At 38.1% G+C, this 15,319-nt stretch carries 17 protein-coding genes; 6 read left to right on the top strand and 11 right to left on the bottom strand.

The window, feature by feature from the left end; genetic code table 11:
- The first annotated feature begins 495 nt into the window (after positions 1 to 495).
- Positions 496 to 1,341: a mechanosensitive ion channel family protein gene (locus C9J45_RS15260; protein WP_107259870.1), complete on the top strand. Its 846-nt coding sequence runs from the start codon at positions 496 to 498 to the stop codon at positions 1,339 to 1,341.
- Positions 1,342 to 1,400: 59 nt separating this feature from the next.
- On the opposite strand, the gene C9J45_RS15255 is transcribed toward C9J45_RS15260, so the two are convergent.
- The 5 genes from C9J45_RS15255 to C9J45_RS15235 form a co-directional block, all read right to left on the bottom strand.
- Positions 1,401 to 2,189, bottom strand: coding sequence for a ParA family protein (locus C9J45_RS15255; RefSeq protein ID WP_107207059.1), 789 nt, complete (start codon positions 2,187 to 2,189; stop codon positions 1,401 to 1,403).
- An 88-nt stretch (positions 2,190 to 2,277) separates the two neighbouring features.
- Entirely contained in the window at positions 2,278 to 2,661 is a 384-nt protein-coding gene (locus tag C9J45_RS15250; RefSeq protein ID WP_107207060.1) for a VOC family protein, read from the bottom strand.
- 31 nt (positions 2,662 to 2,692) lie between these two features.
- Positions 2,693 to 3,214 (bottom strand): hypothetical protein, encoded by a 522-nt coding sequence (locus C9J45_RS15245; protein ID WP_107292731.1) that lies wholly within the window; start codon positions 3,212 to 3,214, stop codon positions 2,693 to 2,695.
- 37 nt (positions 3,215 to 3,251) lie between these two features.
- Complete coding sequence (locus C9J45_RS15240; protein WP_107207062.1) at positions 3,252 to 3,467, bottom strand: DUF3820 family protein; 216 nt, start codon at positions 3,465 to 3,467, stop codon at positions 3,252 to 3,254.
- Positions 3,468 to 3,563: 96 nt separating this feature from the next.
- Entirely contained in the window at positions 3,564 to 4,193 is a 630-nt protein-coding gene (locus tag C9J45_RS15235; protein ID WP_107292730.1) for a fumarylacetoacetate hydrolase family protein, read from the bottom strand.
- Between the two features lie 276 nt (positions 4,194 to 4,469).
- On the opposite strand from C9J45_RS15235, the gene C9J45_RS15230 reads away from it, so the two are divergent.
- The gene (locus C9J45_RS15230) at positions 4,470 to 4,880 is read left to right on the top strand and encodes an META domain-containing protein (protein ID WP_107207064.1); all 411 of its coding nucleotides are present in this window, start codon (positions 4,470 to 4,472) and stop codon (positions 4,878 to 4,880) included.
- Between the two features lie 47 nt (positions 4,881 to 4,927).
- Here C9J45_RS15230 and C9J45_RS15225 read toward each other — a convergent pair whose 3' ends face one another.
- The 3 genes from C9J45_RS15225 to C9J45_RS15215 form a co-directional block, all read right to left on the bottom strand.
- On the bottom strand, positions 4,928 to 5,470 hold the full coding sequence (locus C9J45_RS15225; protein ID WP_107292729.1) for an NUDIX hydrolase: 543 nt from the start codon (positions 5,468 to 5,470) through the stop codon (positions 4,928 to 4,930).
- Positions 5,471 to 5,535: 65 nt separating this feature from the next.
- A complete protein-coding gene (locus C9J45_RS15220) occupies positions 5,536 to 7,224 on the bottom strand; it encodes an asparagine synthase-related protein (RefSeq protein ID WP_107290718.1) in 1,689 nt (562 codons plus the stop codon).
- A gap of 208 nt (positions 7,225 to 7,432) precedes the next feature.
- On the bottom strand, positions 7,433 to 7,966 hold the full coding sequence (locus C9J45_RS15215; RefSeq protein ID WP_107207067.1) for a Dps family protein: 534 nt from the start codon (positions 7,964 to 7,966) through the stop codon (positions 7,433 to 7,435).
- 315 nt (positions 7,967 to 8,281) lie between these two features.
- Between C9J45_RS15215 and C9J45_RS15210 the strand changes: the two genes are divergently transcribed.
- The 3 genes from C9J45_RS15210 (at position 8,282) to C9J45_RS15200 (ending at position 10,519) form a co-directional block, all read left to right on the top strand.
- The gene (locus tag C9J45_RS15210) at positions 8,282 to 9,202 is read left to right on the top strand and encodes a M14 family metallocarboxypeptidase (RefSeq protein WP_107207068.1); all 921 of its coding nucleotides are present in this window, start codon (positions 8,282 to 8,284) and stop codon (positions 9,200 to 9,202) included.
- A gap of 156 nt (positions 9,203 to 9,358) precedes the next feature.
- A complete protein-coding gene (locus C9J45_RS15205) occupies positions 9,359 to 9,838 on the top strand; it encodes a methylated-DNA--[protein]-cysteine S-methyltransferase (protein ID WP_107207069.1) in 480 nt (159 codons plus the stop codon).
- Positions 9,839 to 10,000: 162 nt separating this feature from the next.
- Positions 10,001 to 10,519, top strand: coding sequence for a YbaK/EbsC family protein (locus tag C9J45_RS15200; protein ID WP_107292728.1), 519 nt, complete (start codon positions 10,001 to 10,003; stop codon positions 10,517 to 10,519).
- Positions 10,520 to 10,627: 108 nt separating this feature from the next.
- On the opposite strand, the gene C9J45_RS15195 is transcribed toward C9J45_RS15200, so the two are convergent.
- The 3 genes from C9J45_RS15195 to fabV all read right to left on the bottom strand — a co-directional run bounded on the left by C9J45_RS15195 (position 10,628) and on the right by fabV (position 14,397).
- Positions 10,628 to 11,845: a hypothetical protein gene (locus C9J45_RS15195; RefSeq protein WP_107292727.1), complete on the bottom strand. Its 1,218-nt coding sequence runs from the start codon at positions 11,843 to 11,845 to the stop codon at positions 10,628 to 10,630.
- A 354-nt stretch (positions 11,846 to 12,199) separates the two neighbouring features.
- Positions 12,200 to 13,126, bottom strand: coding sequence for an alpha/beta hydrolase (locus tag C9J45_RS15190; protein WP_107207072.1), 927 nt, complete (start codon positions 13,124 to 13,126; stop codon positions 12,200 to 12,202).
- Between the two features lie 41 nt (positions 13,127 to 13,167).
- The gene (gene fabV / locus C9J45_RS15185; RefSeq protein WP_107292726.1) at positions 13,168 to 14,397 is read right to left on the bottom strand and encodes an enoyl-ACP reductase FabV; all 1,230 of its coding nucleotides are present in this window, start codon (positions 14,395 to 14,397) and stop codon (positions 13,168 to 13,170) included.
- A gap of 293 nt (positions 14,398 to 14,690) precedes the next feature.
- On the opposite strand from fabV, the gene C9J45_RS15180 reads away from it, so the two are divergent.
- Complete coding sequence (locus tag C9J45_RS15180) at positions 14,691 to 15,305, top strand: murein L,D-transpeptidase catalytic domain family protein (RefSeq protein ID WP_107207074.1); 615 nt, start codon at positions 14,691 to 14,693, stop codon at positions 15,303 to 15,305.
- Positions 15,306 to 15,319: the final 14 nt, after the last annotated feature.

Below are 15,319 nucleotides of genomic sequence, written 5' to 3'. Positions count from 1 at the left end.
AGTAAAGAGACGACTGTTACTGAGCTAAACACTACAAACTCATTACATGCTTGTGCTTTATCTTCTGAACTGTGTCCATACTTGTTTTTTCACCATCACCTCCGTATAAAAAACACCCAATGAAAACACTAACATGAATATCAAGCTCTAAATAGAATCAGTTAACATGGACTTTTGATAGTTTCACTAATTATCTCCTCGATAATGGCTGTTTTCATCAAAAACCTCATATTGCACTCACCATTAACACCCAACTAAATCATCAAAAAATTGCCGTCGCTTACCAACGTTCTTTTACTGAATGATACAAACGCGATAATAAATAAGATCTCATCACATTTTTAAAGGAGCTTATCGCTCTTTTTCTCTGTACTCTATTTTCAAATACCAAGTTGTCTTATACCCAATTCTATAAAGTTTTGATTTCTCTAACACATTCATCTGTTTTTTTTGATATAACTCTTTATTGATGTATTGAAATAAAAAGGAATAACGATGGATAAGGTTACGGAAGTTATTAATTTCCTCATCGCACACAAATTACTACTAAGTGCTCTGATCATTGTGTTTATTTCACTGATCCGTCGTCTGGTTTTGACCAAAATTCGAGGGGAAGAACTCTTTCTTTCAGAAGAACAACGAAAATGGATGTCTCGAACCAAAAATGGCACCTTTTCTATTCTTATCCTTTTACTCTTCATCCTTTGGCGCTCAGAAATTAATGAGTTTGCATTATCTGTCACAGCGATCGCGGTTGCCATTGTTGTCGCATCGAAAGAAATTATTCTTTGTATTACAGGATCAATTCAACGCGCAAGCTCACGTTCGTTTCGAATCGGTGATTGGATTGAAGTGGGCAAGTTATGTGGCGAAGTCATCGAACACAATATGATGGCAACGGTTATCCAAGAAATCGATCTTCATCATGGCCAATATCATTACACAGGGAAAACAGCAACCTTACCCAATAGCATGTTTTTCACTTACCCAGTAAAAAACCTCAATTTTATGAAGCGTTATGTTTACCATAACTTTTCTATCGTCGTACCCAATTTCCTCAACCTCTACCCTTTACTACCAACTATGGTCAAAAAAATAGAGCACCATTGTGAAGATTTTATAGACGTCGCTCGTCGCTATAACAGCATGATAGAAAAACATGCGGGTGTTGATTTACCGGGCTCAGAGCCACACATCCATATCAGTAGTGGTGCGACAGGCGAACAAATTGTTCACTTCATGTTATTTTGTCCAACAGAGCAAGCGACACATTTAGAGCAAGAAATTCGACAAGATTTTATGGAAGAATACGAAAAGCATTTTCCCAACAAAGATGACTAACCTGAAAAAGAGCGAGCATTAATCTCGCTCTTTTTAATTGTAAGCAATAAAAAATACGGCTAACTTTTGACAGCTTGTTTAACATCACTTAATTGTTGATGTAATAGCGAAAATTGCTGAGTTAACTTATGCTTTGGTTGGAAATGAATAAGCGGGATTTGTTGAAAATGTGATTCTTTCATTTTGATCGATTGAGGTAGATAAGGCTCTAATACTGGGAAGCCTAATTCTTTAACACTCTCAATAATTTGACGGGGAAAATTTGCCTGAGCATTAAACATATTGACCACAATACCTTCTAATGACAACTCACGATTATGATCGTCTCGAAGCTCTGCTAAATTGTCCATTAAATTGATCAATGCCTGTTGTGAAAAACTATCACAATCAAATGGGATCAATAAGTTATGCGCCGCAATTAATCCCGACTTAGTATAGAAATTTAGGTTTGGTGGGGTATCAATATAAATATGTTCATACTCTTTTTCTAATTCATCTAAAGTTTCACGTAACTTATAAATCTTATAGCGGCGTTCTAATTCTGGCTCTAATTTATCTAATTTGGGGCTCGATGGAATAAGAAATAAATTATCATAATCGGTCGGTTGGGGGTAATCCAATGTTGGTGATGCCATTGAAAACCAAGAAGCGGTTTGATTAAGTAAATCAGCAATGGTTTTATCGCTTTTTTGATTAATATCGAACCCTAAATAATGGCTTGAATTACCTTGTACATCGAGATCTATCACCAATGTCTTGTACCCTTTCGCCGCACTAATAGCCGCTAAATTTACGGTAATACTTGATTTACCCACCCCACCTTTCTGATTAAATATAATCCTGCGCATTACATCCCTTCCAATGATTAATTATTAACCAATACAATATACCCTTATATGCATATCTTTGTTAGCTAAAAACCCACACTTCTCAACGTTAAGACTGATATAACTCAAGTGGTAATCCATCTGGATCGCTAAAAAAAGTAAATTTCTTTCCCGTTAATTCATCAATACGGATCGCTTCTACCTCAATATGATGTTCAACTAAATATGCTGCTACAGATTCCACATCATCAACTGAAAACGCCAGATGACGTAGCCCTTGGGCCTCAGGATAACTGGGTCTTTGAGGTGCATCAGGAAAAGAAAACAGTTCGATTTGGCTATTATCTGGTAAACGTAGATCGAGTTTGTACGACTGACGTTGCGCTCTATAGGTTTCATTAATGATCTCTAGTTTTAATATTTGACTATAGAAGTACTTAGAACGCTGATAATCAGAGCATATGATCGCAACATGATGCATTCCGTTAAACATAAAATGCTTTCCTTATCTGATTTTAACGAGATTAATTAGAGGGGCCATTAGTAATGTAGGCTTTTTCATAAGGGGCTAATAAATGTGGATTATTCTGAATATCCACATCTTTAATATGATTTCCTGAATAATTTAAATACGTGAGATTTTTATTTTTTTTCACATCAAGCGATACTAAGTGATTGAAACTCACATTAAGCACTCTTAATTTTTTATTATGCTTAATATTCAATTTATTAAGCTGGTTGTTTTCAACACTAAGTAGCGCTAATTTTGGATTATGACTAACATCAAGCTGGGTTAAATGATTATGAGATAAATCTAACTGTTGTAAGTTAGGAAAGTTACTTAATTCTTTAATTTTTGATATATGTAAACCGTCACATTTCAACTCAGTAATGTGTTCGCTATATACTTTGCCTTGCAAAATGACGCAACGTTTAAAGTTAGCATCAGCAAACGGAATATCACTGATTGCCGCATAATGCTGGGCACAACCTGACAATGTCAATCCACCCAAAAACAGCAATATAGATGAGAATACTTTTTTCATTTAAAAATCTTTTCTATTACCTGTATTAAAACGACGCTTAGTCTTTGCGCAATGGTCGAATCACGCTTTCGAGACCTTCAATTTTAAAATCAAGCGCCAAAGCCATCAGCATACCTAACTCACCGTCAGGAAATCCTTGTTTCTGAAACCACAATAAATACTCTTCAGGTAAGTCGATAAGGATTCGACCGGCGTACTTACCAAACGGCATTTTCATATTTGCTAATTTAATCACATGCTCTTGCTGAAACATTACTTTCTTCACATAGAAAAACAGCTAAGTATTGTAACAATGCTTAGCTGTAAATATGCGAAATTTTTGTCAATTAAAAATCAGTTGATTATCACGCTATGCCGCATCCCATGACTGGGCGACCACTCTTTGCCCATCAATATAAAGGCTTGCAGTGTAATGACCACCAGCATTCACTTCGCCGACACCTTTTGGTGTTCCCGTCATAACAATATCACCATCTTCTAATGTCATGAATGATTGGATTTCCTGCAAAATAGCGGCAGGTTTTGTGATCATTTGAGAGCTAACGCCTCGCTGTAAAACCTCTTGTTGTTGTTCAAACACCACTTCAAATTCCGTTTCAGCAATATTAGGAAGTGGCACGAAATCACTAAAAAGCACGGATCCATCAAACGCTTTTGCTCGTTCCCACGGTAGGCCCTTTTGTTTTAAGGTCGCTTGCAATTCTCGCTTTGTTAAATCTATTCCCACTCCCGCAGCCATAAACTGACCTTGTTGGTACATAAAACAAATTTCAACTTCATAATGTACGGAATCGTTACTATGCTTAGCTTTGAGTTGTTGAGAAATGGCAGAATTGGGTTTCGTAAACAAGACAAGTTGCGTAGGAATTTCATTATTTAACTCATAGATATGCTCAACGTAATTTCGACCAACACATACCACTTTTGATGGTGTTATATACTTATCTCCAGTGGGTGAACTTAGCGTAATCTTCTGCATCAAATAATTATCCTTAATGATCATGAGTACTTCTATTATTCATATATTTATGAATGAATAAAAACATAAAAATAAAAAACAGATGCCGTTTACATTTTTACGGTTATTTGTCACACTTCATGGCTTGTTAAGTTTTAATGTTCATCTGACTTTTGTAAGCAAGACACAGAATAATATTGCGTTATTTTTGACACATCTGACTATTGACCGTTGCTCTTTATCATCGTCAACACCTGTATCTAACGCACCTTCTTGCTATACGACATGAGAAAAATAATGAAAAAGATTTTATTAAGTACGCTTTTACTGACATCACTATTAACTGGTTGTAGTTCTTCTCCTAAAGATGCTGCTGCGCTTCCAAGCACATGGGAAGTAATGGCGATTGATGGGCATTCAGAGCCTGTAGATGCATTACCTAAAAAGCCAGAATTAGTGATTGATAATAATTTGACGGTCACTTACCACGGCTGTAATACATTAAAAGGCAAGCTGACACTAACTGGCCAGAATTTACTGACTAAAAATTTAGCGTCAACCCGTAAAATGTGTATTCAAAACGAACAAGCTATTGTTGATGGATTCGTAAAAAGAATGCTAACAGGTCCATCAGATTACCTAGTGAACCAGAACACATTGATTATCAGCTCTGAACGTCACACCGTGACATTTAAGAAAGTAAAATAATTCACCGATTGATTTCAATGCAACGGAGGCTCAATACCTCCGTTTTTTTATGCATTAACAGTGATGAGCTCTTCTGCTATCAGTTTCAATAAAAAGGTTTCACGCTCAATCGACATCCCCTTTTTCTCAGAATGTTTCATCGTCTCTTCATTATGCGCTATCGCATCAAAAATATTGATCCATACTGGCTTCATACCATTTTTAATTTCGTAATCTTCAAAGCGAGTTGCGCCTAACTCTTTATCAATAGTACAAACGTAACAGTATGATTTCATATAAACCACATCATGATCTGGCTTATACCGCGGGCGATATTCGTCATATTGACCAAACGCTTTAATATCTCGAATATTTCTTGCGCCAGTTTCTTCTTGTAATTCTCGGATCAACCCTTCGACTTTATCTTCTCCAGCATCAATGCCACCACCAGGTAAGGTGTAATCATGATAACGCTCTGTGTATAACATCAAAATATCTTCACCATTTAATACAATGGCTCTTGCGGCATCGCGTTGAAATATTGCTAAGTCAGTTGTATTAAAGTCAATATTGGCAAGATCAGGGTGAACAGATAGTTTTAAAAATCGCATATAACACAGAACTCATCACTGTCGATAACTAGGCTGCGTATTTTAGCTAACTCTGCCTATGATTACTAATGAGGGGATTTCAGGACTTGATTCATACGCTTAACAACATTCAATGTTGATTCACCACGGTGTAAGCCTAATGCTGTCAGTATACAATTAGCCCCTAGATAATGACGATTATAAAACTCACCTTTTGCATCAAATAAGGTGCTGACACCTATTTTCAGTAAATCCAGTTTATTTCTAACATTCGACGCTAACTGCCACTGGCTTAACGGCGGTAATAGATTATTTTTTAGCGGACAAGGTAAATGTCCCGGGTAGGTTTGCCACGGCGTAAGTAACGCTTCTGAATATGACTGATTAAGCCATTTCATATAGAGTTGATGTTTTACCGCTGAAGATACCGGTAACGCGAACATCACTTCCAGCATCGCTTTACTGTAAAACGGTAAGTGAAAATCTAATCGAAATTTATCCATATCTTCTAGTGCAGGAGCGATATGTTGATGTTGATCGTTTTCCCATAAAAAGAGTTGAAATGCTTTATCTAATGGTAAGTGTGAGTACTGACATAAGCATTCAACAATATTTAGCTCTAACTGCTGCTGCAATTTCGCCCCTTGTTTTACCATTCGTTTAGGAATATAAGCATGCTGATGTTTTAAATATGCTTTTGCCACAGCAAAAGGATCGCCACTGGCACATGCGGCAAGAATCTGATCATCACAAAACACCATACCAATACATACACTGCCACCATTACCCGACCATACTAGCCTAGGCCTCTCCACTTGCAGATAAAATGGATACTGTGTCGATCGCCAATAATGTCCTAAACGTTGCTCAACAGTCTGCTCTTGAGTATCACTGACATTCACAATATGCAGTGGAAAATCATGGCATTGTGCAAAAACTTCGGCATAAACCTCATCTTGCGACCGTTGATAGGAAAAGTTCATGCATTCTAATTTTATTCCGCGCTTTAACAACTCAGCGACAATAACACGAGAATCTAACCCCCCCGACAGTGTACTGATCGCATGAAGATCATTACCTATTGCTAGGTCGACCGCTTGCTTAAAGGCATGATCCAACTGAAGTGTTCCCTCACTATCATCAATACAATTAAACGGCATATCAGACCATCGAAAGTACCGCTCTTTAACAAGTGAAGTGCTTGTTAAGGTTAATTTTTCTCCCGGTTGGATAGAGTACACTTCGTTATAGTGGGTTTTATTGCCAAGTGAATAACCGATTACCGCATATTCAGTCGCCCCTGCTAAGTTGGTCGTTAACGTCACACTCAATTCATTGAACAAACGTAAACAGGAACTAAAAATTACGCTCCCTTTATATTTCATATAATAAAGTGGACGTATTGCCAAACTATCGGCAAAAATAGTTAATGCACGCCGTTGTTTATTATAATCTAGCACGCAATACGTACCTTGAGCCTTAGCCAATAATTGTGGGAAATTCGAAAGGCTCTGCTGCAAAAGCGTATTAACGTCTTGAGTCAGTGAAGAAGACATTAAGGTATGTCCAAGAACCATAGAAAAGCGTAAATGATTTTCAGCCCAGCTCGATTCGCGATGACAATCAATGGCGACTCGGCAAAAGTACAAATGATTATCGAAATACTCATGCCTTATATCGGTTGGATTACGCGATAAATGTTGAGCGATCTCTTTTTTTATGAGCAATAAATCTGAAGTCCAAGCTTCTGAAATCACACCTGCAACAATACTCATTCATCTCTCCCACTGTGAAGAATGAATATCTGCAAAAAATAAACCAACTTTTTTCAAACATAACGCTTTGTTTCATCGTTATTATATGATGCTTCTCTTTTTATTCTTTATTAATCAATGCATCTTGCTACAAATATAATAAAAAAGCTTCTCTATTAAATTTTATAGAGAAGCTTCATTTTCTATCGTAATAGACAGAGATTCATTATCAATGACGATATGATTCATAAAGGAACCAAACACGACGCTCGGTTTGATCGATCCAGTTATCAATCATACTCACTGATGAATAGTCTCCACAGTCATCACATAAAGTATGCGCAGCACGAAGTTCTGCAGCTAATTGTTTGTTATCACTACAAAGTTCAGCAAGCATATCTGCAGGTTCAACATAATCAGCATCATTGTCTAAAATACGCTGCATACGTGAGATTTCACCAATAGAACGTAAAGTTTTTCCACCAATTTTACGCACACGTTCAGCAATGTCATCGGTCATTGCAAACAATTGAACACTTTGCTCATCAAGCATTAAGTGATAATCACGAAAATGTGCACCACTCATATGCCAATGGAAATTTTTGGTCTTCATATAAATTGCATAAACATCAGCAAGGATCGCTGTTAGTGCACCACTGATCTCTTTAGTCGCGTCTACACTTAAATCTGTAGGTGTGGCTAGAGGACGAGTAAGGTGTAATTTTGCATCTTCAATTTGTGATTCATTCAAGATAGTACTCATCGTCTTTTCCTAGTATGTTATTTGTGACAACGAATTCACTATATCCCCTTTAATTTGTATGACAATATTCTTTTGTCGGTTGTTATTGCAACTTAATATTGAGCCTTTAATTACTTGTATCAAAAATCAAAAATATTTAATTTACTGCAAGCTCCTGATTGAATTTAATAAATAATATTCATCTAATATTTTTCGATATAAAATTACCTTATATCTACAGCAACAGTATTCGTTATAAATAAAACCATATTTGCCAAAAACTTAAGCATAATGTAAAAAGTTATTTAATTTAAAAATAAAAATAGGAAGGCAATAATGCAGTCATCTACCTACCACATTGGTGAAGCAGGTAAAGCTTGGGGAAGCGACGAAAAAGCACAATGGTTAGCACAGACAACCATTAAACGTTCTTACCTTGAGCAAGTTGTGACAAAAATTGATGCATTGAAAAATGATTTTGATGTCACTCAGTATGGTGCTCTGTCTTATGCCCCTGATAAATACCCTCTTTTTGCGATAAAATCGCGTAATTGGGATAGCAATAAACCAACAATTTTAATCACCGGTGGTATTCACGGTTATGAAACGAGCGGTGTCCACGGCGCACTTGCATTTGCCGCTTTAGAAGCTAAACACTACAGTGATGATTTTAATATTCTGATTGCGCCTTGTGTGAGCCCTTGGGGCTATGAAACCATCAACCGTTGGAACCCTAACGCTGTTGATCCTAACCGCTCATTCATCCCCAATAGCCCAGCAGAAGAATCAGCGGCTTTAATGCGCTTAGTTCAAGAGCAAAAAACATCATTTCTAGCGCATATTGATCTTCATGAAACGACGGATACCGACGAGTCCGAGTTTCGTCCTGCACTAGCAGCGCGTGACGGTAAAGAATATATTGAAGACAGTGTACCTGACGGCTTCTATGTGGTTGGTGATACTGAAAACCCTCAAGATGCTTTCCAAACTGCAATTATTGATGAAGTACGCCACGTTACCCATATAGCGCCACCTGATGACAACGGAAATATTATTGGTGAAGCGATTACCCAAGAAGGCGTAATTAACTACCCATTAAAAGCATTAGGATTATGTGCAAGCGTAACAGATGCGTTGTATACCTCGACGACCGAAGTCTATCCTGATAGCCCGCGCGTGACAGAAAAAGAATGTAATATGGCGCAAGTTGCCGCAATTAAAGGTGCATTAGACTATTTAAAGCAACACGTTAAATAATAAATAATGTTCAGCTAACCTTGTTATTTTATATGCAAGGTTAGCGTTTTCTATCTTTTGTTTTGTTATTTTTAACATCTAAATACCAACGTTTGAATTGCAGATTTATATTCCCCATAATAAAGCCATCACTCACCTCGAATTTGGCAAGCCGATATGGATATCTTTTTCAAACACATTGATAGCCCATTAGGGAAAATGACTCTCACGGCAAACGATAATGCACTGCTTTCTGTTTGGTTTGAAAGCCATACTATCCCCTCTTTACATCACGCCATACTTAAACCAGACCATGCTATCTTGCTGCAATGTGAGGAACAATTAGCTGAATACTTTTCAGGTGATAGAAAACAATTTTCAGTACCTTTATCGTTTCAAGGCACACAATTTCAAGAACGTGTATGGCAAACATTAACGACAATTCCCTATGGTCAGACATGGCACTATCAACAATTAGCAAATGCTATTGATAATCCAAACGCGTGTCGTGCTGTCGGTAGCGCTAACGGTAAAAATACCTTATCCGTTATTGTACCGTGCCACCGAGTGATCACTAAAAGTGGTAATTTAGGAGGATATGCGGGAGGAAATCATATTAAGCAACAGTTACTCGCACTAGAAAGTCAGTTTAAATAATAAAATGCACCCACTCTGACTATATTTTTCTATTGATAAACTCATCTACAACAGCAGATACCTGCCATACTTACTGTTAAATGTCGCGTTTATGAGTAGCATATAAGTAAAAGAGAATCGGCGTTTTAAAATAAACCAAGGCGAAGATATGAGGAGGCAATGATGGCCACAGCAATCTCTGTCGAACAATATTTATCACACCATAATATTGAACTTAAACTAACTCACCATCGTCCTACCGACTCATCCTTTAATTCCGCAATGTCAGCACACGTTCCCACAACGAAGGTGGCTAAATCTGTCATCTTAAAAGATCAACAACACAACTACCTCATGGCTGTAATACCGGCAAATCGTCGCGTTATGTTAGATAAGGTGAGTAAAATTACGGGTAAAAAGTACTATTTAGTTGGTGAACACGAACTGTCATCGCTATTCCAAGACTGTAGCCCCGGCGCGATCCCCAATCTAGGGCAGATCTATCATCTGGATATGATCGTCGATAACATACTGTTTGATATCGACGACATTTACCTTGAAGCGGGTGATCATGAAAATCTTATTCACCTCACCACCGAGCAATTTAAAAAAGTCATGACCAACATCAGTCATCATACAATTAGTGGCTACAGAATGTTATTTACTCAACAGCATGAAAGTAGTTATTGGGATTGGGACTAGCCCTATCATGCTTCGTTTGACTAGATATAATAAAGCACATCATCACATTGGGTTTTATGATGATGCTTTGCGAATGCTGTTAGATACAACAGTGTTCGTATTTCCTACCTATTCATCAATCATTTCACACCAAGATGTTCCTGTGGGGATCTGCATGGCTTTACGCTCTGGGGTAGAGCTAACGGAGAGATCTCGCTGCAATATTGCTCCAGCCGCTAACACCATTCGCTCATAGACTAACGGATCAAACATACGCCCTGTTTGTCCCCATTCCACGGTATAACGACCACAACCCAGTGCTATACCCTCATTTTGTGAAAGAAATAAAAACCTATCCTGCAAGCCAAAGTGCTCATACATCATGTAAGACTGAAATAACATTGCCATATCTTCTTTGCGGTTACTGTAACCATATAAATCACTTGCACCTTCTACCTCAAAATGCGCACCAGCTTGTAAAGCAGTGAGTGTACTAACCTCATAGCTTGGCGTAACACCGTCATACAGTACATTGGCTGCATCAAACAAAAGCCCATCTTGCAGTGGAAACCGATCATAGAGAGTCTGATTTAATGGGGTCATCGCGTTGATGTTTTGATAAATAGTCCGATGAGGATCGAGTGATGTTAGGGAAGCAGGTGGAATCGCATCCACCGCATGCGCCAATTCATGCACCAATAGCCTAAATAAGGCGGGTAATAACTGATCAGTAGTACGCATCGTATTATTTTCTGCATACTCATTGCTCACCCAAGGCGCATAATTTCCCTCACTATCGACACTTTGCCTTACCGCCAAAAACGGTACATTAACCTGAAATTGATCACGAAAGTCCGGCTTAGCAATAATTGTTAGCCACTCCTGCTCGTTGCGCCATAAATAACGAGGATCAATATAAATGGTTGCAGTATTAGCACTATAAAAAGAAGGACGAATATCATCAGCAATGACGATAGCACTGACGGAGCGAAATAAAGGCAAGACGTCAGACGAAAGCAACGCTAAAGCAGATAAAAATTGCTCGGCCATCCAAGGGTGAGAAACAAAGATTCGTTGCTCAATATCCGTCAATGTCACTGCAGTGTTGAACGTTAACCCTATCGGTGGGAATTGGCTGACTAAACAGCTATTTCGATAATTTTTAGCGCACGCAAGGTACTGTTTTGGTGTCGTAGCAGAGTGTGCGGCAACCCTATTGAGATCAGGGTACCCTTCCGCATGTAGCTCTATCTCTTGGTGATTATCATCACAAGCGGTAAGTAATAGCGAAAAAGCCACGATAAAAAGAAAAGAAGACAGATATCTACAGTTCGAACTCAACCACATTTCGCACCTCCTTATCCCACTATTTTTCTAAGTGTAGCGGAAGGAAAATACTGATAAGTATTACCACTAATGCAAAGTTTCAAATATCGTGATCAAGCTTCACTATCGGAGATATTCCCGCTAACAAATATTGACTAAAAAGCGAATAAATCTATTCTGGAATAGAGCAACAGAGATGCATGTCGCACAGATTACTGTTGCCAATTTTTGACTATGGAAGGTGTTAAATGGATTTACTTCGTGGCTTATATTCACTACTTGAATCATTCTTTGAATAACGCAAGCAATACAATCATCTCGAGTATCAAGCCGTAATTCAGTATTACGGCTTTTCTTTTTCAGATGTATTCATAATTATTTATTAAGAAAAACTCCTATAGATGTATAAGCCTGCTCACACTCTCTTTTTACTATGTTTTCCATATTTAAGAAGGCATGGATCATTTGGTCAAAATGGATATGCTCTGCTTCTACACCTTGCTTTTTTAACGCTTCGACATACGCGATACCTTCATCTTTTAATGGGCAAAACTCAGCCGTGATCACTAAGCTTTCAGGCAGCGCCATACTATAGGGTCCCCACACAGGTGATGCTTTACGTCTATCTTCATTATGCTGAAAGTAATTCGAGAAATACCATTCAATACGAGACTGTTGTAGCAAATACCCCATACCGTTTTGATTAACAGATGGAAAACTTAAAGTGTAATCAAGGCTTGGGTAAATGAGTACTTGCTTGGTAATTTCAACCTCATCATCAAATTGTGCCATTCGTGCTAACGTGGCACAAATAGCACCACCCGCTGAATCTCCAGCAATAGAAAGTTGCGGTACAAAATTTAACTCAGCACGGATCAAAGTTTGAAACAGCGATTGTAAAACCAAATAACCATCATCAATCGCGGCAGGATAAGGGTGTTCGGGAGCAAGAGGATATTCAACCGATACAACAATAAATTGACTATGTTGTGCTAATTTCCGACAAATAGGATCGTAAACCTCGACACTACCCGACATATGCCCACCACCATGAAAAAAAACTAATACGGGGAGTGCCGTCTCTGGTTGAGGATGATAAATGCGAATAGGCACTTTATCTTTAATCGTTAAGTTCTCAATTAACGCAATATCGGGAATCTCGGTGACTAGCTCACGAGTAATGGCAGCAAGACCTTCTCTCACCGTTGGTACGGTAAACGGAATACCACTGGCAATGGTTTCATCCATCACTTTATTAAAGCTATTAAGCCATTGTTCTAATAAAGTCGTTAATTGGCGCATATCTATCCTTTATATAGGCATTGACCGTTACCCTACAATAATTAGGGCGTTAATTTTGATAACTCTTCAATATCAACAGGCTGAGTATAATCAACAGATGATAAACCAAAGCCATTAAGGGCTAAAAAAGCTGACTTGTATCCAGCATAGTCGCCAACCTGTCTAAAGTTGTCAGCGTTCATTTCTGCCATTAATTTGTTTACTTGCAACTGTACTTCAGGTTTTAGTTCCCAATCGTCCATTCTGATCAGAGCCTGATCTGATTGCTCGTCTGAATCATTACGCTGTTTTGTTTCAGTATCAGCCGATGAATAAATTTTTTGTGCAAAAAGACGCTGCATTTGCTCAATACACCCTTCATGATTTCCCATTTGCTTCATCACTTTAAATAACGCCAATATATAGGGCGAAAATGTCGGTATAAAGACACTGGCTTTTGTCACTAATGCTTTGCACACCACTACGTTAGCTTGACCATTGATCATCTGAACTAATTGTTGATTAATTGCGTGCGCGGTTTGATGTAAATGCTGCTTGGCAATACCAAGCGTCCCATGATGATAAATAGGATATGTCGACTCAGGACCGATATATGAGTAAGCCAAAGTTTTAGCTTTTGGAGCTAACAGGTTTTCAGATAATAAAAAGTTTATCCATTGTTGCCAATCTTCACCGCCCATCACTTTTGTTGTAGCGAAAATTTCCTCGTCACTAGCAGCAGTTAGTTCCGCAGGGACTAATTTATCTTTTTCTAAATCAACACTATAACCAGAAAAATTTTCACCCACGGTTTTTAAACATGAACGCCATACCTTACCCGTTTCAGGATCGGGACGAATACCGGTTGCTAGGCTATAAATCACTAAATCAACATGTCCGCCAAACTCATCACGTATTGTTTGCGCTACGTGTTGACGCACTTCATCTGAAAAAGCATCACCCACAATATTTTTGGCAGTATAGCCTTGCTGCTCAGCCGCTTGCTTAAAGAAAATATTGTTATACCAACCCGCAGAGCCTACCCCCTTATCACTTGGACCTCGTTCATAAGAGACACCCAAGGTTTTCGCTTGCGCACCACCAAAGGTCAACGCAATACGTGATGCCAACCCAAATCCAGATGATGCTCCTAAAATTAATACTCGGAGAGGACCTTGTGTGATCGGCGCAGCAGACTGTACATAATCAATCTGCTGTAGTACTGCTTGCTGGCAACCATAAGGATGTGCTGTTCGTGCCACAACACCTTGAATTTCAGGTTGAATCACCATTGAACCATTCCTCTTATCGATTAATACATCATCGTTTACTGATCAGCATGCCATACATGCCAATAATAAAACCTGATGATTAACTGATAACGTCATATTTACATCACCGATAAGTCAAAATTTAAACATTTTATAGATTTCACCATTAAAAATGATTCATATTTGCATCAAAAAATATTAACCAAAGTATTTTTTTGTCTTATTGAGCCAAAAATCAATAGCCATAGCTTTATTTAAAATCCGATCAAATATCAAACTGACGGTCGCACTTTAAATTTTTGCAGGAAGCAATGATGAAGGTATGGACGAGTGTTTTTATAGTTTTACTGTTAAGTTTTAGTTCTAGCGGATATGCAAAGATCTCATTACAACAGCAAGCCAAAGTTATTTATGAAGAAACAAAACTTAAGAAGCACTTAGACTTCAATATTTTTATGACGGCTTATAAAGAACATATTCGTGTTGCAGATAAACCGATTATGTCGATTATTGATTACAGCCAGCCATCGAATAACCGCCGATTTTTTATTATTGATACCGATAAGAAAAAACTGCTTTACCGTACTTTTGTTTCACACGGCATCAATAGCGGCAATCTTTATGCTACACAATTCTCTAATATTGTTGACAGTAAACAAACCAGCTTAGGCACCTATCGTGTTGCTGAGGCCTATCATGGTAAGTATGGACTTTCTTTACGTCTTGATGGGATGAGTCCATCAAATTCTAATGCAAGAAAACGTGCGATTGTGCTGCATGGGGCAAAATACGCAGAGCCAAGTACCATTAAAAAATTAGGTATGCTTGGACGTAGCTGGGGGTGTCCAGCCATTCCAATGAAGTTAACCAAAAAAGTCGTCAACTTGTTAAAGGAAGGCGGTTCAATTTACGCTCATGCGCGATCATAATTCGCTTTATTGTT

Source organism: Photobacterium sp. GB-1 (assembly GCF_003026165.1).
Lineage (GTDB): Bacteria > Pseudomonadota > Gammaproteobacteria > Enterobacterales > Vibrionaceae > Photobacterium.
This window is presented reverse-complemented; position numbering and strand designations above follow the sequence as displayed.